Source organism: Ignavibacteria bacterium, from assembly GCA_013177855.1.
Lineage (GTDB): Bacteria > Bacteroidota > Ignavibacteria > Ch128b > Ch128b > Ch128b.
In genome coordinates, this window is record JABLYA010000001.1 from 1800458 (window position 1) to 1825223 (window position 24766).

Annotated in this window: 17 protein-coding genes; 15 read left to right on the top strand and 2 right to left on the bottom strand. The window is 34.3% G+C overall.

The window, feature by feature from the left end:
• Positions 1–105 precede the first annotated feature (105 nt).
• The 5 genes from HPY57_07610 to HPY57_07630 are packed head-to-tail and all read left to right on the top strand — an operon-like array spanning position 106 to position 9970.
• On the top strand, positions 106–2775 hold the full coding sequence (locus tag HPY57_07610; GenBank protein NPV11638.1) for a TonB-dependent receptor: 2670 nt from the start codon (positions 106–108) through the stop codon (positions 2773–2775).
• Between the two features lie 2 nt (positions 2776–2777).
• On the top strand, positions 2778–3980 hold the full coding sequence (locus HPY57_07615) for a DUF4876 domain-containing protein (protein NPV11639.1): 1203 nt from the start codon (positions 2778–2780) through the stop codon (positions 3978–3980).
• A complete protein-coding gene (locus HPY57_07620) occupies positions 3977–5491 on the top strand; it encodes a hypothetical protein (GenBank protein NPV11640.1) in 1515 nt (504 codons plus the stop codon). The genes HPY57_07615 and HPY57_07620 overlap by 4 nt, the downstream gene beginning before the upstream one ends.
• A 10-nt stretch (positions 5492–5501) precedes the next feature.
• Positions 5502–7748 carry a T9SS type A sorting domain-containing protein gene (locus tag HPY57_07625; GenBank protein ID NPV11641.1) on the top strand — a complete coding sequence of 749 codons (2247 nt, stop codon included), beginning with the start codon at positions 5502–5504 and terminating at the stop codon, positions 7746–7748.
• Positions 7749–7762: 14 nt separating this feature from the next.
• Positions 7763–9970 (top strand): HEAT repeat domain-containing protein, encoded by a 2208-nt coding sequence (locus HPY57_07630; protein ID NPV11642.1) that lies wholly within the window; start codon positions 7763–7765, stop codon positions 9968–9970.
• A gap of 70 nt (positions 9971–10040) precedes the next feature.
• Here HPY57_07630 and HPY57_07635 read toward each other — a convergent pair whose 3' ends face one another.
• The gene (locus HPY57_07635; GenBank protein ID NPV11643.1) at positions 10041–12959 is read right to left on the bottom strand and encodes a T9SS type A sorting domain-containing protein; all 2919 of its coding nucleotides are present in this window, start codon (positions 12957–12959) and stop codon (positions 10041–10043) included.
• 339 nt (positions 12960–13298) lie between these two features.
• On the opposite strand from HPY57_07635, the gene rplM reads away from it, so the two are divergent.
• The 10 genes from rplM (at position 13299) to pta (ending at position 23745) form a co-directional block, all read left to right on the top strand.
• Entirely contained in the window at positions 13299–13739 is a 441-nt protein-coding gene (gene rplM, locus HPY57_07640; GenBank protein ID NPV11644.1) for a 50S ribosomal protein L13, read from the top strand.
• Between the two features lie 13 nt (positions 13740–13752).
• Positions 13753–14139: a 30S ribosomal protein S9 gene (gene rpsI, locus HPY57_07645; protein ID NPV11645.1), complete on the top strand. Its 387-nt coding sequence runs from the start codon at positions 13753–13755 to the stop codon at positions 14137–14139.
• 122 nt (positions 14140–14261) lie between these two features.
• Complete coding sequence (rpsB, locus tag HPY57_07650; GenBank protein NPV11646.1) at positions 14262–15011, top strand: 30S ribosomal protein S2; 750 nt, start codon at positions 14262–14264, stop codon at positions 15009–15011.
• 20 nt (positions 15012–15031) lie between these two features.
• Positions 15032–15898: an elongation factor Ts gene (locus HPY57_07655; GenBank protein NPV11647.1), complete on the top strand. Its 867-nt coding sequence runs from the start codon at positions 15032–15034 to the stop codon at positions 15896–15898.
• On the top strand, positions 15898–16629 hold the full coding sequence (locus tag HPY57_07660; protein ID NPV11648.1) for a UMP kinase: 732 nt from the start codon (positions 15898–15900) through the stop codon (positions 16627–16629). Before HPY57_07655 ends, HPY57_07660 begins: the two co-directional genes overlap by 1 nt.
• 14 nt (positions 16630–16643) lie before the next feature.
• Positions 16644–17201 carry a ribosome recycling factor gene (gene frr, locus HPY57_07665; GenBank protein ID NPV11649.1) on the top strand — a complete coding sequence of 186 codons (558 nt, stop codon included), beginning with the start codon at positions 16644–16646 and terminating at the stop codon, positions 17199–17201.
• A 178-nt stretch (positions 17202–17379) separates the two neighbouring features.
• Entirely contained in the window at positions 17380–18597 is a 1218-nt protein-coding gene (locus HPY57_07670; GenBank protein ID NPV11650.1) for a pyridoxal phosphate-dependent aminotransferase, read from the top strand.
• Positions 18594–20258, top strand: coding sequence for a phosphoenolpyruvate carboxykinase (ATP) (gene pckA, locus HPY57_07675; protein ID NPV11651.1), 1665 nt, complete (start codon positions 18594–18596; stop codon positions 20256–20258). The genes HPY57_07670 and pckA overlap by 4 nt, the downstream gene beginning before the upstream one ends.
• A 99-nt stretch (positions 20259–20357) precedes the next feature.
• On the top strand, positions 20358–21461 hold the full coding sequence (locus tag HPY57_07680) for a peptidoglycan DD-metalloendopeptidase family protein (GenBank protein ID NPV11652.1): 1104 nt from the start codon (positions 20358–20360) through the stop codon (positions 21459–21461).
• Positions 21462–21486: 25 nt separating this feature from the next.
• Complete coding sequence (gene pta, locus HPY57_07685; GenBank protein NPV11653.1) at positions 21487–23745, top strand: phosphate acetyltransferase; 2259 nt, start codon at positions 21487–21489, stop codon at positions 23743–23745.
• A gap of 87 nt (positions 23746–23832) precedes the next feature.
• Here pta and porQ read toward each other — a convergent pair whose 3' ends face one another.
• Complete coding sequence (porQ, locus tag HPY57_07690; GenBank protein NPV11654.1) at positions 23833–24756, bottom strand: type IX secretion system protein PorQ; 924 nt, start codon at positions 24754–24756, stop codon at positions 23833–23835.
• Between the last annotated feature and the right edge of the window lie 10 nt (positions 24757–24766).

The following is a 24766-nucleotide window of genomic DNA, read 5'->3' on the forward strand; positions in this document are numbered from 1 at the left end:
ATTTGATAGGGATTAACTAATTCACTTTCCAATCGTTTGAATTAACTATCAATCAAATTATATTTGTTCAGCATCGTTATTGATAATCCATCAAAGGAATAAGAGTTGAAGAGAGCAATAATCAAGTTTTCAATTTTATTTGCATTTTTCAGTCATATTCTATTCTCTCAAACGATTGTTTCTACAATCGAAGGGAAAGTTACAGATGAAACGGGTTCACCGCTTCCATTGGCAAATGTTTTTATCAAAGAAACGAATATTGGAACGACAACTGATTCAAAAGGAAATTTTCGACTGATCACGAAACCTGGCAATTATACACTTGAGGTCAGCTATGTTGGATATGAAAAGAAAAAAATTGAGATAAGTTTAAAGCCCGATCAAACACTTCATCTAAACATAAAATTAAAATCCACAACTTTTGAAATTGCTGGAATTGAAGTAACCGCAGAAAAAGAATTTATTCCACTTACTCCCGAAACAAAGTCTGTTATCAAATCTGGTGAAATAGAACACATTCAAGCATCAAGTCTTGGAGATGTGGTAAAATTGATTCCTGGAGTCGATGCAACAAATCCAACATTAAATTATGTTGAAAAAGCTTCGATTAGAAAGGGTGATGCACTTGGGACACAAATTATTATGGATGGAGTTCCAATCTCGAACAATGCCAATCTTCAAATTGGTGTTGGTTATTCAACGGCTAATTCTGGAGTAGATTTGCGTTCAATTCCTGCTGAAAATATTGAAGAGGTGGAAGTTGTTAGAGGAATTGCATCAGCTCAATATGGTGATTTCACTGATGGACTTGTAATAGTTAGAACTAAAGTAAAGCCTGAACCATTAAGGGCAAAATTTAAATACAATCCAAGATTATACGAGTCCAATTTAAGCGGCGGAATAAAATTCGGTGACTGGATAGTAAATGGAAATTTAAACATTGCTTCATCGGAACGAGATATTCGCGTTGAAGGTGATGGTTATACGCGAATAGCAGCGCAAATCTCGGCTGATAAATCTACAGATAATTACTCATTAAAAAATTTCTTTTATATCACAAGAGCATTTGATGAAAGTAAAGAGAAACCAGGATATGCACTTAGAGAAGCCTGGTACAACCGGGATGTGAACATCAAATATTCGGTCAATTACACTCACTTATTTTCATCTTTTACAAAGTTGAACTCAAATATTTCAATCTCTTACACAAAGCAGAATTCATATCAACAACAAATGGTTTCAAGGGATAATATTGTTGTAACTGATAGAATGACCGAAGGAACACAAAAGGGAATTATTGTTTTTGGTTCATATCTCGGTAAAAAATGGATTAAAGGTGATGTGTGGAATATTTATGCTGATGTAAATTATTCTTCAAAATTTTTTACAGGTGAATTTCTTAATAGTTATTTGATTGGTTTGACTTATCGAAATGATTTTAATAAAGGAGATGGGATAATATTTGATCCGCTCTTTCCACCTTCATTATCAATTCCAACTCCAAGACTTCGAAAGTACAGCGATTTACCTCAGTACAATATTTTAAGTATTTACGCTGAGGATAAAATTAATGGTCAATTGATATTTCCATTTACTTTTCAGTTTGGATTTCGATATGAAGCTTATCGACCGTATGGTATCGATTTAAAGGGAATGATTTTCAAATCAGATTTAATTAAAAGCTACAATGGAAGTTTTTTTAATCCCAGATTAAATCTTTCACTCAACTTGAGTAAAAATTCTCAAATCCGATTAGGTTATGGAACTACTTCAAAATCACCGCCAATGGGGATGATTTTCGCTAACAAAGCTTATTTTGATATTGTTGATACTGTCTCTGTAGTAAATCCAATTTATCCCGACAGCAATTTTGCTCTGGTTACGACTTACATTAGAGATCAGGCAAATCCTGTAATTAAAGGTTATATGCAGAAGAAATATGAGGTAAGTTTTGACCAGCAATTTAAAGGTTTTGGTTTTTCAATAACATTATTTCAAAACGACACAAAGAAAATGTTTGAGAGTTTTTCTCAGCCAACGGTTTTGTATAAATATTCTTTCCCGAATTATCCAGATGAATCAACAAAATTTATTAAAGACACATTGCTCGATTCATACAATCAATATCAGAACAATGGTTACCAGAAAGTAAGCGGCATAGAATTCACTTTCAGCACAGTTAGACTTCCAGTTATAAATACTATCCTGAGACTTGATGGAGCTTATTACTTTACAAGAAGCGGCAGAGAAAATGGATTTTATTTTTCATCTCAAAGATATGTAAGTTCTCTTGGGATGCGTGTAATTCCAATGTATCGTTCTTACGAAACTTATCAAAAAGATTTTTTGATTAACTACAGATTTGAAATTCAATCAAAAGAATTGGGAATGTGGGTCACACTTCATATTCAGCAAAAGCTGATTGAGATTGATGGAAGGCGAGGCTACGATGATACACTTGCTATCGGATATTTTACCACAGAAGGAAACTTAGTGATGATTGATGAACAATTTCGTGCCGATCCAAAATACAGGGAAATTCGTCGAAGCATCGAGCCTTATGAGTTAAACGAAGAAAATCGTCCGAACAAATGGTTATTGAATTTGAAAGTTACCAAGTCACTATGGAAAGGCGGAGCAATTTCTTTTTATGTTAATAATTTTTTGAATAACAGACCGCTTTACCGCAGTCAGAGGAGATCACCTTCATCACCATCTTTTGAAATTCGAAATCCTGAATTGTTTTATGGACTTGAGTTAATTACAGGATTATGATGATGAAAAGAATTTTGCAAATAAGTTTATTGTTAATTTCTTCTATTTCAATTTTCTCCTGTTCTCAAATAGTTGATTTTGAAAGCAAACCAGTTGCAATGGAGAGGAAGCAAGTTTTTAGAATTCGTCTGGTTGATCAATCCGGCTATATGATGAGTTTGTTCGGTAGTGATGCAGTAAGGAATGCTCAGGTATTTTTGAAGTCAAATCTTCTGGGTGAAGAATATAATTTGGTAACGGATACGAATGGGGTAGTTGAAATTTCAGGGATTGTTTCGGATAAATACTTAGTCTCAGCATCAAGAATAATGAGTCCTGATGAAATGGAATTGATTACAGGCTACAGAATTTCGAATCATAAACTAATGAATAAAACTGTGAAAATCGTCCAGCTTCGGGCTGATGCTGATGAAATTATTGAAGTTCCAATGGATGTTGTGATTGGTGGCTCACCAATTGTAATAAGTGAAATTTACGCCTGTGGGCCGCCGGGCTCAGGATTGTATTATCATGATAAGTATGTAGAAGTTTATAATCAAACTGATTCAGTGATTTATCTCGATGGGATTATTGTGGCTGTAGTTTATGCGAGCAGTTATCTCGGTCAAAATTATGTTGATGATCCTGAGTTTGTTCATTCTAAAAATGTCTGGATTTTTCCGGGAAATGGGACTGACTATCCGCTTTCTCCGGGTGAATTTGCTGTGTGTGCTGAAGATGCAATTGATCATAGAATTAATGCGCCAAACAGTGTTGATCTCTCAAATGTAAAATTTGAATTCTATAAAGATGATGCACCTGATATTGATAATCCTCTGGTTCCGAATATGATTAAAATTTATCAATCAGCTGGCAATGATTGGTTAATCGGCGGTGAGCAGGGCGCAATTGTAATTGCAAAAATGTCAATCGACTCGCTTCAATGGTTTGGCGATCAACTCTTAATTCCTTATCGATACGTACTTGATGGTGTTGAATATTTGAAAGATCCAATGAAACTTGAAAACAAAATCTTAAATCACTCAATTGATGGTGGCGGAACTGGCGGAATTCAGTTTTATACAGGCAAATCAATGGAAAGAATTGCTTTAAATGTGGAAGGAAGAATGGTTCTAAAAGATGATAATAATTCATCAGTTGATTTTGTTGTGATCAACAAACCTACTCCAGAATTTCACTATACAAAACCAAAGAAAAGAAAATGAAAAAAGTCTTTTACATCATTTTAAGTTTACTTTTGTTTCGTACAGAATTTTTAGTTGCTCAGAACTACATTTACGGTTTTAATCAAATTTCAGTTCAACCAGATACGAGTGTAAAAATTTTTCTTCTCAGTCAAAATCCATCTCTTTTGAATTATGATGAAGATGAAGAATTGTTATACATAAAATCTTCTCAAATTTTTTCAAATGAAAAATTCAACAGATATTTTGATCCCGAAAAAATTAACTTCTATCAGTTTCAATTTTCAGGCAAGAAAAAAATAGGTGAAAATCAAATCTTCAAGGGAGTATTTGGGTTTAATAAGCTCATAAGGAAAAATTGGAATTGGGTTTTCAGCAAAGACTACAATGAAGGAAATCCATTTTTACTTGGAGACAGTTCAAGCGGTAGCTCAACATTTAACGGAATTTTCTTCAATGCGAATTATTTTAATCAGATTTTCAGTAACTCATCAATAGGTGCTGGTATTGAATATTTTGTGGACGAAGGCTTGAAACAAGTTTCTCCCAGACCAACTTCACAACATAGAAATATCAAGTTCATCCTTGGTTTTTCACATTCACCAATTGATTTAATTCAATTTGCATTAGCAGGAATTGTTGAAGACAAAAAAGAAGAAATCTCCTATAAAGAAGATGAAGGTGCAGTATATAAGGAAGTTACATTATTCAAGTTCAGAGGTTTGGATTTTCCAGTTGTAGTGAAAAAGAAAACTGAAACAAGAATTCTCTTCCATAACATTTATGAAATTAATGGAGATTTAATAATTAAACCATCCGAATCGCTTTTAATACTTAATCGAATTGAAAAAGGAATTGAACAAACAATCTCTAAGGAAGAAATTACCAATCCAGTGAATCAGGGATATTTTCAGAACGATTACTTGAAATTTAAGATGAAATCGGAGTTGAAACTAAATAAAAAAGCAAAATACAATTTGAATATTGATTTATTTAAATCGAACAGCTGGTCAAAACATCCAGACTTTAATTCATTAATTTCAGATCAGAATCAGAAATTTTTTAGTTTATCAGGAAATTTTTCATACAGAATTAATGAATCAATAAGTATTCATTCGGGTTTAGGCTTTGGTCAATTCAACTTTAATTTAAATGACTATTACAGCAATGTTTTATTTGATTTGAAATCACAGTTAATCTCTTTTCAAACAGGTCTAAAATTTAATTTCAAAAAATCACTTTCCCTGGAGACAAACTTTTTGATAGAAAATTATAAGCCATTTTACTCATCGGAATATTTTAATAACTCTGGAATTTATTTCATCTCATTTTTAAGGAGAGATTTAGATTATTTCAAGACCGAATTTAATCGATACTGTTTTTCACTTTTATTGACAATGAAATTATTTTCAGGTGAAATTTTATTAATCGCTGATTACAATCACCTTAAAACAAAAAACAATTTGATATGGAATAATTCTTCTAATCAAGAAATCAGAACATCGATTGAATACAGAATAAAAGTTTATTAAGGAGGAGATTATGAAAAATAAGTTATTCATTTTACTTGTGCTTGTTCTTAGTTTTAATGTTTCGGCTCAGAATTTCTACACTGTTGTTTCACCTTTTGTTGAGAGCGAATTAAATGATGTATTCATGGTTAATCAGGATATTGGCTGGATTGTAGGGAATAAAGGCATCATTCTTTATACTTCAGATGGCGGTTTGAATTGGGTAAAGAAATATTCTCAATTTAATTACGACTTATTAAAAGTGTTTTTTATTGATCAAACAAAAGGTTGGATTGGAACAGCAAACGGCAGAATTTTAATTACAACAAACGGAGGAAATGACTGGACTGAAGTAGTTATTTCTCCCGACTTCACATACTTTGATGCAATTTATTTTACAACTCCTGATGTGGGGCATATATCTATTGGTAAATATAAAGCTGTTTATATTATGCGAACAACCGACGGAGGCTTTACCTGGACAAAAAAAGATTCGCTAGTTTCTGCTACAACTGCATCAAGATGGTATGATATAGATTTTTATGATGAAAATCTCGGAGTGATAGTAGGAGATAAGAAAGACGCTCAAAGATATACAACTGATGGCGGGCAGACCTGGCTTAAGTCTACTCCGATTAACGATAATTTTTTCCGTGATCAAAGAACTGTTCACTGGCTAAATTCAACAGATGTAATTTCTTTAGGTGAAGGGAATGAATTCTGGGGAGTGGTTACTCCAATTTATAAATCAACTGATGGCGGGAAAAACTGGATTAAAAAAACACAATATCCACAACCGACTTATGATCGTGTTCGTGATGCTTACTTTAAAAATTCTTCTGAAGGAATCGCAGTTGGTAGTAATGGATTCTCTTTCGCTTACATCACTCGTACAACAGATGGTGGTGAAACATGGAACGCATCTTTTTTAACTTATTCATTTGGATTGAAGGCAATTTCTGGTTATGGTGATAAATTAGTTGTTCTCGGTACAGGCTCTCATATCTTAGTGTCAAATGATTTCGGAAACAGCTGGCAGCTTTATCGTCAATTCACACCGACACCTGTTTATGCAATTCAATTTGTTGGTAATAAAGGTTTTGCCGTTACTCGTTACAGCGATTTTTATTATTCAGAAGATCCTTCAGGTGATATCTGGAATTTTAGATCAATTCCACCAATGTGGGAATCTGTGGCTATGCAATTTCTTGATGAAAACACTGGATTTATATTGAAAGAAAATCGTCATATAGTTAAAACAACGGACGGCGGAGAAAGCTGGAGAACAGTTCTCGAACCCGTGGCCTTCAATGCAAGAAATCGGGTCGGTGGAATTTCCTTTCCGACAAATCAAATTGGTTATGCCTGGATGAGTTTGAATGATTATCCTGAATATTATGTCTATAAAACCACTGATGGAGGAGAAAGCTGGTTTCAATTAAAATTATTAAATGGACCTGGATACATCTCCGGCAACATTGCATTCTTTGATGAGAACACCGGAATTATTGCAGGACCACAACGTTGGATGATGCGAACTACTAACGGCGGAATTGATTGGGATACTGTTTTTAATTTTCATTCGTTCCCTTCTCATTTAACGAAAAAAGATTTTAAAGACATTTTTGTTGTAAATGAAAATAAAGCCTGGGTAGTCGGTATTGGTTATATCTGCTATACAACCGATAAGGGTCTTAACTGGTATTATGTGAATCATAATATCAATGGAATTGATTCAAGCTTTTATACTGTAAACTTTTTTGGAGATACACTCGGTTATGTCGCTTGTTACGATGGGACAATCTTGAAAACAACGGATGGTGGACTTAGCTGGACGGTTGATCTTTCACTAAAAAATTCGGCAATAATTTTTTCTGCAGCTATTAATAATTCTGGCAGAGCGTTTTTTGGAACTTCAGATGGAAGATTGATAGCAACTGAAAAAATTACTTCGGTTAATGAGCCTTATAATGACTTAAAAGATTTTGATTTAAGTTACAATTATCCAAATCCATTTAACTCAACGACAAAAATTAGATTTACAATCCCAGCCGATGGAAACGGTATAAAGAATGTTAAGCTTGAAGTCTTTGATTTGCTTGGCAGAAGAATTTCAACTCTTGTTGATAGACAGCTTCATTCCGGAACTTATGAAGTTGAACTTAATATGGATAATCTGACTTTTTCCAGCTCAGATGAAAAGGCGTCTAATGTTTTCTTTTATCGATTGATGGTAGATAATCGAATTACCACAAAGAAAATGATTTATCTCAAATAGTAAGGTAAAATTTTATGAACAGGTTAAAATTATTTCTTGTAATCTTTATTGTTTCTTGGGGTTTTCTTTATTCACAGATTAAAGTTTTAAAACCGGGGATCAATTCAAATACTTCATTTGCCATTTTTATTGATAATCAAACTTTTGAAAAAGCTTATGATGCGGTTATCAGATATAAAAATTCTATTGAACAAGATAATCTTGCAACTTATGTTTTGATCAATAACTGGCAATCTCCTGAAGAAATAAAAAACGAAATACTTAAGCTTTACAACTCAAAACCAAAACTCGAAGGAGCTGTTTTCATTGGCGAAATTCCAATTCCAATGATCAGAGAAGCTCAACACTTAACTTCTGCATTTAAACTCGATGAGCAAAGATTTTCATGGGATAGATCATCAGTTCCATCTGATAGATTTTATGATGATTTCGATTTGAAATTTGAGTTTATCAAACAGGATTCAGTTCAAAAACTTTACTTTTATTATAGACTCTTACCCGAATCTCCACAGCGAATTGAAAAAGAAATTTATACTGCACGGATAAAACCTTCTCCAGATTCATTGAAATATGAAAAGATAAAAAATTATTTATTAAAAGTTTCCAGCTTAAAAGCCAGCAGAGAAAAGTTAAATAATGTATTGGTTTTTACCGGTCATGGTTATAATTCCGAATCACTCACATCCTGGATAGATGAAACTCAAATCTTAATTGAACATTTTCCTGAAGCATTTAAAGTCGGAGGACGATATAAAAAATATTTTTATGAAATGGATAAAAACATTAAAAAAGTTATTCTTGATGAACTTGAAAATCCTGAATTAGACATTGCAATTTTTCACGCTCATGGTGTTTCAGATGCACAATTACTCTCAAGTTATCCAAAGGCATCGAATGTTAACGAAAACATTGAAAGCATAAAATTTTATTTGCGAAGTAAGTTGAGATCAGCGAAAGAAAGTAATCGTTCGATTGAAGAGACAAAAGAATATTTCAAAAAATCTTTTGGTGTTCCTGATGATTGGTTTGATGGTGCTTTTGATGATGAAGTGATCAGAAAGGATTCAATCTTAAATTACGATCTTGATATACATATTGATGATGTTAGAAAACTATCTCCACGACCGAAATTTGTAATTTTTGATGAATGTTTTAATGGTTCATTTCATCTTGATGAATATATTGCTGGTGAATATGTTTTTGGAAATGGGAATACAGTTGCTGCACTTGCAAATTCAGTTAATGTTCTTCAAGATCTTTTTGTGAATGAACTAATCGGTTTGTTGAATTTCGGTGCAAGGATTGGTCAATGGAATCGTTTTAATAATTACCTTGAATCGCACATAATTGGTGATCCAACATTTCGATTTAGTTCAGATACAAAACTGAAAATAGATGAGTTAATTAATTCGAACGACATAAAAATGTTAACTAAATTATTAAACTCATCGAATCCTGTACTAAGAACTCTGGCTGTCAGAAAATTATTCGAAATAAAGCAAGAAGGATTTTCATCTCAACTGGTGGATATTTATTTAAATGATATTTCGCCAAATGTAAGATTAATGGTATTGAAATGTCTTGCCCAACTAAGAAATAAAAATTTTGAAGAAGTTCTTGTGAAATCAATCAATGATCCGAATGAATTAATTAGAAGGTTTTCTGTCCAATGGATGGGTTTTATAGGGAAAGAAGAATTTTTACCTTTGATCGTTCGTGCTTCGTTTGATGATGAATCGGACAGAGTTAGATATAATGCAAAGTCAGTGATGGAATTAATTAACTCATCTGAGAAAATTGAAATCATCGCTCGAGAAGTGGAAAAGATTTTAAATGAAAAGAAAAAGTATGGTTTTACAAAAGATGATTTTTTTGTGCGCATCCCGGATAAAAGAAGACAGAATGAAATTTTTGAAGTTGTTGAAAATGATACAATTAATCTTCGCAAAAGGATTTTTGAAGTTAGAACTTTCAGAAAGTACATTTATGAAGATGCTGTAGATAAGCTTATTGAAATTGCAAAAAATGTAAAGAAGCCTAAAGAATTACGAAAAGCTGTGATTGAAGCACTCGGCTGGTATTATTTCTCACCTAAAAGATTTGATATTATTAGAGTGTGTAATGAATTAAAAAACAAATCAGAGGATTTGTTAATCAGAGAGGAAGCTATCAGAACAATCAACAGACTTACGCAGGGACCAAATAATCCTTTCACACCTTAAAAATTTTTTTAAAATAAAAAAGGCTGTCTGAAGAGTTCTCAGACAGCCTTTTTGTTTTTCGGTTAATCAATTACTTAAGCAACATCATCTTTTTAATAGAAACATTCTTACCAGCTTCAAGTCTATAGATATAAATTCCTGAAGCAAGTTCGCTGCCATCAAAATTGAAAGTATAAATTCCAGCATTCAATTTTTCATCAACAAGTATTTTTACTTTTCTGCCAAGCACATCATAAAGTGAAAGCTTAACATTCGATGCTTCTGGAATACTAAATTTAATTGTGGTTACAGGATTGAATGGATTCGGATAATTTTGATACAGTGCGAAGTCATACACAATATTTGTTGGTTTAATCTTAAGATGCGTAATATTTCGATCGTTGATAATTAATTTGTCACCAGCTTTCAAAATTTGATTGAGCATTTCTCCATTAATGCAATCCATTATCTGTGCATTAAAGCCTTCCACTTTAATCACAACTGGATAACTTGCAGAATTAATTTCAATTGTCTTAAAATCATTATCAAACAATTCAGTTAATTTGTTGTTCTCGAATCTCACATCAAAAATTCCAGCGGGTGGTTTGGGCGGTAGTTCAAGTGAAGTTAATTTCTGATTTTGAACTAAATAAAGATTTGATGAATTGCCTGCATAATCAGAGATAGAAATCTTTAGTGCATCAGCGAGCAAATTTTGAGTTATATACTGCTTTTTGTTCAAAACAGTTGAGAATGTTAGAGTGCCTGGCTGACTTAATTTTATCCAATAGCCTTTGCCAACTTCCAGAACCTCAGTTGTTTTATAACCTTTATCATATTTGAAGAAAGCAGAAGCCAAAATGTCTGGAGGATTGGTGCTAACATTGCTTATTGGTACATCGAAATCAAATGGTCCAAATAAATTCCATCCTGCTGGAAGTTGTATCGAATAGTTCTGAACTTTTAATCCTATTACATTAACACTACCTGCATCATTAAATTTCAACCAATAACCTTTTCCTGTTTTCAATGTATCTTCAATATAGTAACCTTCATCGTAAGCAAATGCAGAACTGACAGCATCAGGGAATAGCGATGTCTTACGCATATCACTAGAAACGAGAGGAACTGAAAGCATATTCCATCCAGAACTGTAAGCAACCGTTCTTGTTTCCTGTGGAATTGTTGGTAAATATCCTTTTATTATTGCACCATTTGATCCTGATATAAATAGCTTATCACCGGCCATGGAACAATAAAATGAATTTGTCCCGAAAATTCTCGGAACAGATACCCAGCTATTTCCTCCATCATTTGAATAATAAACATAGCCATAGAGATCAGTAACATAAACTGTGCTCGTGTCCTTTACCGCAATACCCCAAACGCTTTGAGTACCCGGATATGTTGTTAGTGGTGTCCAAGTATTTCCCCCATCGGTTGATTTAGATACATAACCAGCGGGAGATAGATAAGAACCAATGTAACCAACATTCTGATAAAATCTAACAATAAAGTAACTTCCTGGAATGCCCACCGATAGAGCTGTCCAAGTTGATCCTCCATCGGTTGTCTTATAAGCTTTTGCACTAACTCCAACAGCAACAACAGTTGAAGCGTCAAGAATTGACATAGTATAAACCGTTGAAGTTCCAAATGGACTTGTAAGTAATGTCCAGTTAGCTCCTCCGTTTGTAGTTTTGAAAATTCTACCACTTGCCCCACAGGCATAACCAAGATTTTCATCGTAGAATTGGATATCCCACAAAGTTGTTGATGTAGTGTAAATCGTTGATTTAGTCCAGGTTAATCCACCATCAGTTGATTTAAATACTAAACTTGAACCAGCTGATGCATAGATAACATTTTCTGATGGAGCTGAAATTGCATAGAGTTGAGTTTTAAAATTATAAGGAAGTTGTGTCCAGGTTTCTCCGCCATCAGTAGTTTTAAGAACATAACCCAAAGAATCAGCAGATGAAGATGAACCTCCGCAAATAAATCCGATATTTTCATTTAAGAAGATTACTCTTCGTTGAAATTCAAGTGCCTGACCAATGTAAGAAAATTTTTCTTCCCAGGTATTTCCATTATTAGTACTTCGATAGATACTTCCTGCATCACCGACTACATAAACATTATCACCATCAATTGCAATTGCTCGGAGTGCTCTCTTTGAAGGAGTGAGATATGGAATCCAATTTAATCCGCCATCAATTGTTATAAATATATAGCCTTTGGAGTCAGATGCAAAACCAACCTGACTATTTTTGAATTTTATATCGTAGATAATATTTGAAAGAGGCATTTGTTGAAGCCAGGTTTGTCCGCCATCATTAGTAAAAAGTATTCCATTTGATGCAGTCCCGAGCCAGCCAGTGGTTTCATTTAAAAAGAATATGGAATATACAGAAGAGCTTAAAGCAGACGAAGTTACTGCAGTCCAAGAATTACCAAAGTCAGTGGATTTAGCAAGCTGTCCGCCTGAATAAGCAGAACCAATTAATACAAGATCTTTACTAATTATTTCGATAGTATAGATTGTGCTTGTTTGGTAATAAGATGTAATCCAATTATTGCCGCCGTCAGTGGTTTTAAGCACGAGTCCACTTGCACCAACAGCAAAACCAGAATCTGGATTTAAAAATTTTATGTCATAAAGTCGGCTTGTTACCCAGGAATTTTGAGCAACCCAGTTTAAGCCTCCATTAGTAGTTTTCATTATCAAGCCGTTTTCACCGCAGAGATATCCGACATATTCATTTAGAAAATGAACAGCCCAGATATCGTTCCGATTTTCATCTAAGAATTCAAGATTATAAGTATTTAAACCATCGTTTGATTTAATATTTGTACCAACAATCCCATAAATTGAAACTTTATTTGGTGCGATTACTTCAACGTCTAACAGGTTGGCTCCTGTTGGTTTTGGATTGACCCATTCAAGAGTAAATTGTTGTGAGTATAAGTAGCTCACAAAAATTAATAGGATGGTAAAAAATTTCCTCATAACGATGCTCCTTTTGTTGGTTAATTACACCTAAATTTAACCATATCCCTATTCTTTTTCAAAGTTTAAATAATCATTTTGGATGAAAATCTTTTAGTCGCTTAACACAAAACTTTAAAAAAGGTTGAGCCTTAAAATTTAGAGTAAATTCGAATTGGAGAAATTGAAATCGATTGTTGATAGAAATATTTTATTGGAAAATAACTTGTATTGAATTCAGGATGAATTAAAAAACTATACGACAAGATTTTCATCACGCTCTTTGACAAAACACTCAATTTTATTTAACTTTGTAAGCTAAATAATGAATAAAAGTATCGATTCATGGAGGATTAATCATTGAAACAGGAAAAAATCACTAAATCTGCTAAAGAAGTGGATGTTGAAAAAAAATGGTATGTAGTTGATGCAAAAGACCAGATTTTAGGTCGATTGGCATCCAAAGTTGCAAGAATTTTAAGAGGCAAACATAAACCAATATTTACTCCACATATTGATTGTGGTGATTATGTAATCGTAATTAATGCGGATAAAGTAAGGCTTACAGGTAAGAGAGAAGAATTAAAAACTTACTTCCGCTATTCAGGATATCCGGGTGGAGCAAAATTCACCACTTTTAAAGAATATATGCAGAAACATCCAGAATTTGTTATTGAACACGCTGTAAAAGGAATGCTTCCAAAAGGAAGATTGGGAAGAAGAATTGTAAAAAAATTAAAAGTTTATGCTGGTGAAAATCATCCTCACCAGGCTCAAAAACCAGAATTATTAACATTATAAGCTGGAGTGATTAATGGTTGATAAAATTGCAGTCGGAAGAAGAAAAACCTCAGTTGCAAGAGTTATAATTAGACCTGGCTCAGGAAAAATTACTGTGAACGGGAAAGATATTAATGAATATTTCCCAACAAAGTTTGATTCAATGAAAGCTATAGAACCTTTAAAGGTTGTCGATGCTGTCGGTAAATATGATTTCTTGGTCAATGTCAATGGTGGTGGAACAACTGGTCAGGTTGGAGCTATTTCACTTGGAATTGCAAGAGCTTTAGTGTTGGTAAATCCAGACTATCGTCCGACGCTCAGGAAATTAGGATATCTCACTCGAGATCCTCGAATGGTCGAAAGAAAGAAATACGGCCAACCGAAAGCTCGAAAGAGATTCCAGTTCTCCAAACGTTAATTTTATTTGTTTAATAATTAAAAGAGCATACTCGTGGATTTATCTGAGTGTGTCCCTGGAAAAAGGGATCTCAGATAAAGATGAAGCGGGTAGAAGTTTAACAACAAAAATAAGGAGTAAAAATCGTGGAAATTGGTTTGCAAGAACTTTTAGCAGCAGGTGCTCACTATGGGCATCTAACCCGCCGTTGGAATCCCAAAATGAAACCTTACATTTTCATGGAGAAGAATGGGATTCATATAATCGATTTAAATAAAACGAAAAGATTACTTGCAGTTGCTGCCGATGCAATGGAAAAAATTGCAGCGGAAGGTAAAAAAGTACTTTTTGTAGGTACAAAGCAACAGGCAAAAGATATAGTTAAAAGAGAAGCTCAAAGATGTGGAATGCACTGGGTTAGTGAACGATGGCTCGGTGGAATGCTTACAAATTTTACTACCATCAGAAAGTCCATTAAAAGACTTCAAAATATTGAAAAGATGATGACTGATGGAACTTTCGACCGAATGATTAAAAAAGAAAGATTAATTCTAACCCGTGAAAAAGAAAAGCTTGAAAAAGTTTTCGAAGGCGTGAGAGATCTTACTCGCTTGCCAGGCGCTATTTTTATTGTTGATATCAAGAAAGAACATATTGCTGTCAAAGAAGCTAATCGACTTGGCATTCCTGTTTTTGCAATTGTTGATACAAACTGTGATCCTGACGGTGTTGATTATATAATTCCTGCAAATGATGATTCAGTCAGAACAATTGATTTGATCGTTCGATTTATGGCTGATAAAATTATCGAAGGTCAACAGAGATCCAAAGAAATTAAAGCTGAAGAAGAATCTGAAGCTGATAAACAAGCAAAAATGTCTGATAAAAATTAATCTTTAAGAGGGAGTTGAAAATGGCTATTACTTCTGAATTAGTGAAGCAGTTAAGAGAAAAAACCGGTGCTGGAATGATGGATTGTAAAAAAGCACTGGAAGAAACTGGTGGCGATTTTGAGAAAGCTATCGAGTATCTAAGGAAAAAAGGTGCAGCTGTTGCTGCAAAAAGAGCAGAAAGAACAGCCAATGAGGGTCTTATTCTTACCAGAATAAGCGAAGATGGCAAAACAGCTGCTATTGTAGAATTAAATTGTGAAACAGATTTTGTCGCAAGAAGTGAAGCATTTACAGAACTTGCAAATAAAATCACAGATCTTGTCTTTGCAAATAACTTTTCAAATCTTGATGAATTGTTAAATGCCCAGATTGATGGATTAACAGTTACAGATTTAATTAACGAGGCAGTTGGTAAGATTGGTGAAAAAATACAATTATCAAGATTTAAAAAAGTTAATGTTGAAAATGGTTCAATCGTTGATTACATACACCCCGGATCAAAACTTGGTGTTCTTGTAATTTTTGAATACACAAAACCAGTACCTGCTGATTTTAAGACATTTGGACGCGATATAGCAATGCAAATTGCCGCAATGAAACCAATGACCATTTCAAGAGATGAAGTTGATAAAGAACTTATCGAAAAGGAAATTGAAATTTATAAAACTCAAGCTCGAAATGAAGGTAAACCAGAACAAGTTCTTGAAAGAATTGCTCAGGGTAAATTAGAAAAATTCTATCAGGAAGTTTGTTTACTTGAACAGGCTTTTGTTAAAGATGGATCTAAGTCAGTAGGTGAATTGATTAAGTCTTATAACGAAGCAAACAATACAGATGTAAAAGTTAAACAATTTATTAGATTTCACTTAGCAGACGAGAAAAAATAATGTCTGAAGTTGCATACAAGAGAATCTTGCTTAAACTTAGTGGTGAAGATCTTTTAGGCGAAAAAAAATTTGGTATTGATCCTAATGTTCTTTCTCGTCTTGCTGATGAAATTATCGAAGTAAAAAATCTGGGCGTTCAAATTGCCATCGTAATTGGTGGTGGAAATATTTTTAGAGGAGTAGCTGGCACTCAACAGGGTTTTGATCAGGTCACTGGCGATCAAATGGGAATGCTGGCTACTCTAATTAACTCTCTTGCTCTTCAAAGCACGCTTGAAAAAAGAAATGTTCACACCCGACTGCTTTCCGCAATACGAATCGAAGAAATAGCTGAACCATATATTCGCAGAAGAGCTATTCGTCATCTCGAGAAAGGTAGAATTATAATTTTAGGAGCTGGAACAGGTCATCCTTATTTTACGACTGATACAGCAGCTGCTTTGAGAGCCATTGAAATTGGTGCTGATGTTATATTAAAAGGCACTAGGGTTGATGGAATTTATGATTCAGATCCTGAAAAGAATGCTGATGCAATTAAATTCACCGAAATTAATTATTCAGATGTGATTAAGATGGGATTGCGGGTGATGGATTTGACAGCGTTTACACTCTGTCAGGAAAATAAAATTCCTATTATTGTATTTAATATGAATGTACCTGGCAATCTCAAAAGAATTATTCTCGGTGAAAAAATAGGAACAAAAGTAGACCTCGAAGTTAAAACTCACTAAAATTTGAGGTTATTATGATTTCCAAAGTTCTAAAAGAAGCTGAAGACAAAATGAAAAAATCCATCGAAGTTGTTCGGCAGGAATTTGCCAAAATAAGAACCGGAAAAGCGACAACGGCTCTTCTCGATGGAATTAAAGCTGAATATTATGGTTCACATGTTCCTCTGAATCAACTGGCAAATATTTCTGTTTCGGATATTCACACTCTTGTAGTTCAACCCTGGGACAAATCAGCATTACAAGCAATCGAAAAAGCAATATTGACATCAGAGTTAGGGCTCAATCCAATAAATGACGGAAATATTCTTCGAATTCCTATTCCACCTTTAACAGAGGAGAGAAGAAAAGATCTTGTAAAACTTTGCAAAAAATTTGCTGAAGATGGTAGAATTGCTGTTCGAAATGTTAGAAGAGATTCCATAGAACATCTAAGAAAACTCGAAAAGGAAGAACATTTTTCTGAAGATGAACGAAAACGGGCAGAAAACGAAGTTCAAAAATTAACAGATAAATATATAAAATTAATTGACGAACTTCTTGAGCATAAAGAAAAAGAAATAATGGAAGTTTAAGTTTATTCCCCTATTTAGTTGAATTTTTACCTGTAGCTGTAAAATTTTTATTTCTTATTTTTGCTTAGAAAAAATTTTTATTCAATTATGTGATTTGAAATTTTAAATTAAATTTTATGAAACTTTTAATTGATCCATCTAAATTTTCCCGCCTAAATAAAAAATCAATGGTGTAATTATGAGTTTAAGTTATATCGCGAAAAACATTCAAGCATCACCAACTCTTGCTTTAAATGAAAAAGCTCAGATACTTCGTGAAAAAGGTGAACCAGTTATTAATTTTAGTGTAGGTGAACCAAAAAGCAGAGCACCTATTGACGCAATTCTTGCTGCAGTTCAGAATTTGAATACAGGTGAAGTTCGTTATGTTCCACCTGATGGCATTCCTGCTTTGAAAAAAGCAATAATTCGATATACAGAGGAATTTTATAACAGATCAGTTGCACCTGAAAATGTAATTGCATCGAGTGGTGCAAAACAGGCGATAATGGTCGCACTTCAAGCAATTTTGAATCCGCAAGAAGAAGTAATTTATCCTGCACCTTACTGGGTCAGTTATCCAGAAATGGCAAAACTTTGTGGTGGAATAGGTGTCCCAGCTTACCCTGAAGATGGCTCATTTTATCCGCGAATTCAGGATATTGAGCAAAGAGTAGGAAGTTATACGAAAGCAGTAATTATTAATTCACCGAATAATCCTTCTGGTGCGATGTATTCAGAAGAATTTATTGCTGATATTGTCGACTTCTGTGAGCGAAGAGATCTTTATCTGATTATGGATGACATTTATCATCGTCTAATTTTTGATGGAAGAAAGCCAATTAATTGCTGGGAATATGCTAAGAAGAAAGATGAAAATTCAAAATTGATTATCATTAATGGTGTTTCAAAACAATATGCAATGACTGGATTCAGAATTGGTTGGGCTGTGGCAAATAAAAAAATCATCGAAGCGATGACAAATATTCAAGGACACCAAACAGGTGGACCTTCCGTGGTTTTACAACTTGCAGCCGTTGGTGCATTAAATGGAATTCAATCGAGCGTTGAAAATTTAAGAGTAACTTTGGAAAATAATAGAAATGTGATGTGCGATCTTTTAAGAACTATTGATGGAGTTAAATTCAAAGTACCTGACGGTACATTTTATTGCTTCGCTGATTTCAGTGCTTATGAAAAAAGTTCTCATAAACTTTCTCAACTTCTAATTGATAAAGTCATGGTTTTAACTGTTCCTGGTGTTGAGTTTGGAATGGAAGGTTATATTAGATTAAGTTTTGCTGGAACAATTAAAGAAATCCAGGAAGGAATTGAAAGAATTAAATGGGCTGTTGATCCAAACGCACCAAACGAACTCTATATTGGCGATAGAAAACTTGTGAGGGACTGGGCATGAGCAAATATCTCGAATTCAATACTCCGGCATCAAAAGAAGCAATGGAACTTGCTTCTGACTTTAGACTGAAACATCAGGGATTGACTTATCTTGATCGAGTTTATTGGAATTTACCCGAAGAAGCTTTGTACGAAGAAGCTGTATTTAGAAATGAAGGTAAGATAGTAAAAGGCGGACCACTTTTGGTTTTTACTGGTAAACACACTGCTCGTGCCGCTGCTGATAAATATATTGTAAAAGAAGAATCAACAGAAAAAAATATCTGGTGGGGAATTTATAACAGACCTTACAGTCTCGAAAAGTTTAATGCGCTTTTTGCACGTTTGCAGGCTTGGGCTCAAGGTGAAGAATTATTTGTTCAGGATGTTTATGCCTGTGCCGATCCTGAATATCGAATGCCGATAAGAATTATAACAGAGAAAGCCTGGCATAGTCTTTTCGCTCGAAATATGTTTATTACTATTGATAATAAAGACGAATTAAAAAAGTTCGTTCCCGAGTTTACTATTATTGCTGTCCCAGGTTTTAAAGTCGATCCAGTAATCGATGGTACTCGAACAGAAACAGCAATTATTATTAATTTCGGTGCAAGACTTGCAATTATTGCAAACACACTTTATGCCGGCGAAATAAAGAAGTCTGTCTTTACTGTTTTGAATTATCTTTTAACTTTCAAAGATGTTCTTCCAATGCACTGCTCTGCAAATGTTGGGCAGGATGGAGATGTCGCTTTATTCTTCGGATTAAGTGGAACTGGAAAGACAACTCTTTCCGCTGACCCAAAGCGAAAATTAATCGGTGATGATGAGCACGGATGGAGTTCTCAAGGCGTATTTAATTTTGAAGCTGGTTGTTATGCAAAAGTAATTCGTCTATCTCCTGAAAACGAACCAGAAATTTATTCATGTACCAAAAGATTCGGGACAATTCTTGAAAATGTAGTTTTTGATCCAGTTTCCCGCCATATTGATCTGGATGACGATAAAATTACAGAAAACACTCGTGCATCATATCCACTTGAATTTATACCAAATATTGTTCCTGAAGGTTATGTTCACTCACATCCAAAAAATATCATCTTCTTAACCTGCGATGCCCAGGGAGTTTTACCACCAATTGCAAGATTAAATCCTGAACAAGCTCAATATCATTTTATTAGCGGGTACACTTCTAAAATTGCTGGAACTGAAATTGGATTAGGAATAGAGCCCGAAATAACTTTCAGTGCCTGCTTTGGTGCACCATTTATGGTTCGTCATCCTTTCGAATATTCAGAAATGTTGAAGCAAAGAATGTTGAAATACAATGTTAAAGTCTGGTTAATTAATACTGGTTGGGTGGGTGGAAAATTTGGTGTTGGTAAGAGAATCAGCATTCGTCACACACGAAATTTACTTAACGCAGCTCTCGAAGGTAAACTTGATAATGTAGAGTACAGAAAAGATAAATTGTTCGGTTTCGAAGTTCCATTAAGCTGTCCCGATGTTCCATCAGAAGTTTTAGATCCTGCATCTTCATGGGGAGATAAAAAAGAATACTGGCGAAAATACGATGCACTTGCAGCACGATTTATTGAAAATTTCAAGCTCTATGCAAAACATTGTTCAAAAGAGGTCATCGAAGCGGGTCCAAAAAGATTAAGTCAGGTTGAGCTTGATTGAGAAAATTTTTACTCAGAAAACTAAAAAGAGAGGGACTAATTAATTAGTCCCTTTTTTATTTTAGGTGAGTTAATAAACATTCAATATTTTTATTTTGAAATGAAATTGAGTTTATTCATTGCATTATTACTGAACATTCTATGTGTTCAAAATTCTTTTGGACAAACCTTTCGTATCCATAGACCAGTTAAAGATAATATTCAGGCAAATGGTTCTTATCTTTATGGTGAACCAAATATTAAAGATCCAAACTATGCTCATCTTGGTCTTGATTACTCGATTTCTTATGATACAGTTTTCTCCGCCACAGATGGGTTAGTCTACTTTGTCGGATATAATCCAAACGATACAATCGGAGGTTATGAACCAAACGGCGGTGGGAATTACGTAATTATTCAATCTCAATTGAATGGAAAGCAATTTTACTTCCTTTATATGCATCTCAAAAGACCACTGGTTGCACAAAATCAAAGTGTATTAAGAGGACAGCCAATCGCAATTAGTGGAAACACAGGTTACTCAACAGGACCGCATTTACATTTTGAAATCAGAGCAGGGTCACCATCCTATAGCTCACCACGTTCAAGAAGAAATCCTGAATTATGGTGCGCAATTAAAGGAATGGGAGCAATCTATGGCAGAATACCAAATGCAGCAAACAGTACAAGAGTAGATATTACGCCAGATCCAAAACCGAGACCGCCTTACACAACATTTTCTTATGCATTGACTTATAATTTTAATGACCCATACATAGGCAACGATGAGGTTTATCAAGAAAACTATGCAATTGGTGATGTAAAGCCCGGAACTTATACAATTACCGCATTAAATGGTTTGTATAGAAGAGTTGTTACCGTTTTGCCCAATCAAATTGTTAACGCTGATCAGGCAACTTTAGTCGAAGAGAGTTTAATTGCTGAAAATGAGTTAACTTTATCACAGAATTTTCCAAATCCATTTAATTCATCGACTGTAATCAAAGTCTATATTCCAGAAAAATTATATCAGCCAAACCTAAAGCTTGAAATCTATGATGTTCTCGGCAGGAAAATTTTTGAATCGGATGAATTAAAAAATGGTTTTAATGAAATCTATTTTGACTTAAATCAATTAAATCTTTCATTATCAAATTCAATTTTGTTTTATAGAATAAACCTGAGTAGTTTCGCTCAGGTAAAGAAGATGATTTATTTAAAATAAAAATTAATTAATACGGGAGAGAATTATGAAAATTCACAAAGAAGATGCTCTCAATTATCACTCTCAGGGCAGAAAAGGAAAAATTGAAGTTATCCCAACCAAGCCCTGTCAAACACAATGGGATCTTTCCCTCGCTTACACACCGGGAGTTGCTGAACCCTGTCTTGAAATCGCAAGAGATGAAGAATTAGTTTATGAATATACTGCTAAGGGTAACTTGGTTGCTGTGATCAGCAATGGTACAGCTGTTCTTGGACTCGGAGATATCGGACCTCTGGCTGGAAAACCTGTAATGGAAGGTAAAGGCGTCTTATTCAAAAGATTCGCGGATATTGATGTGTTTGATATAGAGATCAATACAAAGGATGTGAATGAATTTATACGTTGCGTTCAATTGCTTGAACCAACATTTGGAGGAATAAATCTGGAAGATGTAAAGGCACCAGAATGTTTTTACATTGAAAGAGAATTGAAACGAACTATGAAAATTCCAGTTTTCCATGATGATCAACATGGAACTGCGATTATTAGCGGCGCAGCCTTATTGAACGCAGTTGAATTGGCTGGAAAAGAATTGGATAAAATAAAAGTTGTCTTTAATGGTGCTGGCGCTTCTGCAATTTCATGCGCACATCTTTACACTTTGTTAGGTGTGAAAAAAGAAAACATAATAATGTGCGATACCTCTGGAGTTATTTACAAAGGACGAAAAGAACATATGAATGAATTCAAAGAAATGTTTGCCAGCGATACGACCGCCCGAACTCTTGCTGAAGCTCTGGTTGATGCCGATGTATTTGTCGGTCTTTCAGTTGGAAATGTCGTGACAAAAGAAATGGTCAAATCGATGGCGAAAAATCCTATTGTCTTTGCTATGGCGAATCCCTATCCAGAAATTACTTATGAAGATGCAACTGATGCTCGATCGGATATCATTATGGCAACTGGTAGAAGTGATTATCCAAATCAAGTAAATAATGTTCTTGGATTTCCATTTATCTTCAGGGGAGCACTTGATGTTAGAGCAACAGCAATTAACGATGAGATGAAACTTGCAGCTTCCTACGCTCTCGCAAAACTTGCAAAAGAAGAAGTCCCCGAATCTGTTATTCGAGCTTACGGCGGAGTTGAATTGAAATTTGGTAAGGAATATATCATTCCAAAACCATTTGATCCACGCGTTTTAACTTATGTCGCTCCTGCTGTTGCAAAAGCCGCAATGGAGACTGGCGTTGCTCGTAAACCAATTACAGATTGGGACGAATATGAACATCAATTATTAGAACGACTTGGTATCTCTAAGCAGATTGTAAGAGTCGCGATTGAAAAAGCTAAAGGTAGTATGAAGAGAATTGTATTTCCCGAAGGTAATCAGGTTAAGATTTTAAAAGCTGCTGAAATTCTTGTTGACGATCATATTGCAAAACCAATTCTGCTTGGCAAAGAAAGTGAAATCAAAGAATTAATTGAAAAACATAAAATTAATTCAAGTGAATTTGAAATTATTGATCCAGAAAATTGCAAGCATTATGATAGATATGTTGAAGAATTTTACAAGCTCAGACAAAGGAAAGGAATTACCAGAGTAGAAGCTCAAAAATATATGAAGATGCCAAACTACTTCGGCGCAATGATGGTTAAGATGGGTGATGCCGATGGAATGATTTCAGGTCTAACTTCTCATTACCCAGATACAATCAGACCAGCACTCCAAATTGTAAAGACTGCACCAGGAGTAAAGAAAGTTTCTGGTCTTTACATTATGCTGGTCAAAAACGAAGCCTTCTTCTTTGCTGATACAACAGTGAATGTTAATCCAACTGCAGAAGATCTGGCAGAGATTGCAATTCTGGCAGCGAAAGCAGCAAGACGATTTAATATTGAACCCAAAGTCGCAATGCTTTCATTCAGTAATTTCGGTAATGCACCTTATCCTGAAAGTGAAAAAGTTGCAAAAGCTGTTGAGATAATTCGACAAAAAGAGCCAGATTTAATTGTCGATGGCGAAATGCAGGCAGATACAGCAGTTTACCCGCCAATTCTTGAGCAAGATTTTTCATTTGCTCGAATTAAAGGCAAAGCTAATGTTCTTGTATTTCCAAATCTTGACTCAGGAAATATTGCTTACAAATTACTCTGGCGAATTGGAAATGCCGATGCAATTGGTCCAATATTGATGGGAATGGGTAAACCGATCCATGTCTTGCAAAGAGGTTGTGATGTGAATGATATTGTCAATATGGCTGCTATTGCTGTTGTTGAAGCAAACGAATTAGCCAAATAAATTTTTTGATTGTGAAGATGATAAAAAAGCTGTCGTGGTTTTTACCGCGACAGCTTTTTGTTTTTTGTAAACTCTGTTTAGTTTGAGCTAAAATCTTGTGGAGAGATTTATTCTGTGAAGTGATCCAATTTTGCCAAATGAAGAGATGGCATAATCAAACCTGTAACCGCTTAAATTAATTCCAAGACCTAAATTAAATCCTTCAGTTCCAGTTGTAGTCCCAACTTTGAACTCCTTTCTTTTTTCATTGTTAAAACCAAATCGGAATGTTAATGCGCTTGAAGTGTAGATTTCACCACCAAGAATGAAATTATTAAATCCTGAAAATAATCCGTTATTCGTTTGATTAAGTTTTGTAAATTCTAAATATAATCTGAATGGTGTGTGTTCGAGTTTTTTGCTTAATCCTAAGCGAACATCTACCGGTAGTTTTTCTTTTGAATTATAATAGGCTTTTAATTGTGAACCAAAATTTAATACTGAAAGACCAATTGAAAATTGTTTCGGTGCATTATTATAGAGTAATCCGAAATCACCAGCAAAAGCAATTGAATTGACATTATAAATTGAGGAGTAAATAAATTTCAAGTTAAACCCATAACTTAAATTTTCTCTAACCAGTCCAGAATAATTTGCAACTAAACCTAAATCACCGGCTGAAAAGGAACCGCTGGAATTTCCAAACTCATCAAGTTCATCGAAACTACCATAATTTGTATACATTAGCCCAAAACCAAATTTGCCAAAACCTTCAAATTGCGTCGTATAGCTGGCAAAACCTGAATTGACATCTAATAGATGTTTGAGAAATCCAAAAGAAATACTATTTGACTCAACGAATTGGATTGATGAAGGATTATAAAAAATCGAGTTTGGATCGTCAACATTACTGACAAATGCACCACCCAGAGCGGCTGATCGAGCACTTGCATCGAGTCTTAAAAACTCAAATGCAGTTTGAGAGAATAGATTTGATGAGAGAAAAAGGATGATTAAAATGAACTTTTTCATTTTTGCACCT

Excerpts from the sequence above, each read along its gene's own strand:
- pckA (NPV11651.1), top strand. The coding sequence starts at position 18,594 with ATGAGCAAATATCTCGAATTCAATACTCCGGCATCAAAAGAAGCAATG.
- HPY57_07615 (NPV11639.1), top strand. The coding sequence starts at position 2,778 with ATGAAAAGAATTTTGCAAATAAGTTTATTGTTAATTTCTTCTATTTCA.
- HPY57_07625 (NPV11641.1), top strand. The coding sequence starts at position 5,502 with ATGAAAAATAAGTTATTCATTTTACTTGTGCTTGTTCTTAGTTTTAAT.
- pta (NPV11653.1), top strand. The coding sequence starts at position 21,487 with ATGAAAATTCACAAAGAAGATGCTCTCAATTATCACTCTCAGGGCAGA.
- HPY57_07635 (NPV11643.1), bottom strand. The coding sequence starts at position 12,959 with ATGAGGAAATTTTTTACCATCCTATTAATTTTTGTGAGCTACTTATAC.
- HPY57_07620 (NPV11640.1), top strand. The coding sequence starts at position 3,977 with ATGAAAAAAGTCTTTTACATCATTTTAAGTTTACTTTTGTTTCGTACA.
- frr (NPV11649.1), top strand. The coding sequence starts at position 16,644 with ATGATTTCCAAAGTTCTAAAAGAAGCTGAAGACAAAATGAAAAAATCC.
- HPY57_07680 (NPV11652.1), top strand. The coding sequence starts at position 20,358 with ATGAAATTGAGTTTATTCATTGCATTATTACTGAACATTCTATGTGTT.
- HPY57_07670 (NPV11650.1), top strand. The coding sequence starts at position 17,380 with ATGAGTTTAAGTTATATCGCGAAAAACATTCAAGCATCACCAACTCTT.
- HPY57_07660 (NPV11648.1), top strand. The coding sequence starts at position 15,898 with ATGTCTGAAGTTGCATACAAGAGAATCTTGCTTAAACTTAGTGGTGAA.
- rpsI (NPV11645.1), top strand. The coding sequence starts at position 13,753 with ATGGTTGATAAAATTGCAGTCGGAAGAAGAAAAACCTCAGTTGCAAGA.
- HPY57_07630 (NPV11642.1), top strand. The coding sequence starts at position 7,763 with ATGAACAGGTTAAAATTATTTCTTGTAATCTTTATTGTTTCTTGGGGT.
- porQ (NPV11654.1), bottom strand. The coding sequence starts at position 24,756 with ATGAAAAAGTTCATTTTAATCATCCTTTTTCTCTCATCAAATCTATTC.
- HPY57_07655 (NPV11647.1), top strand. The coding sequence starts at position 15,032 with ATGGCTATTACTTCTGAATTAGTGAAGCAGTTAAGAGAAAAAACCGGT.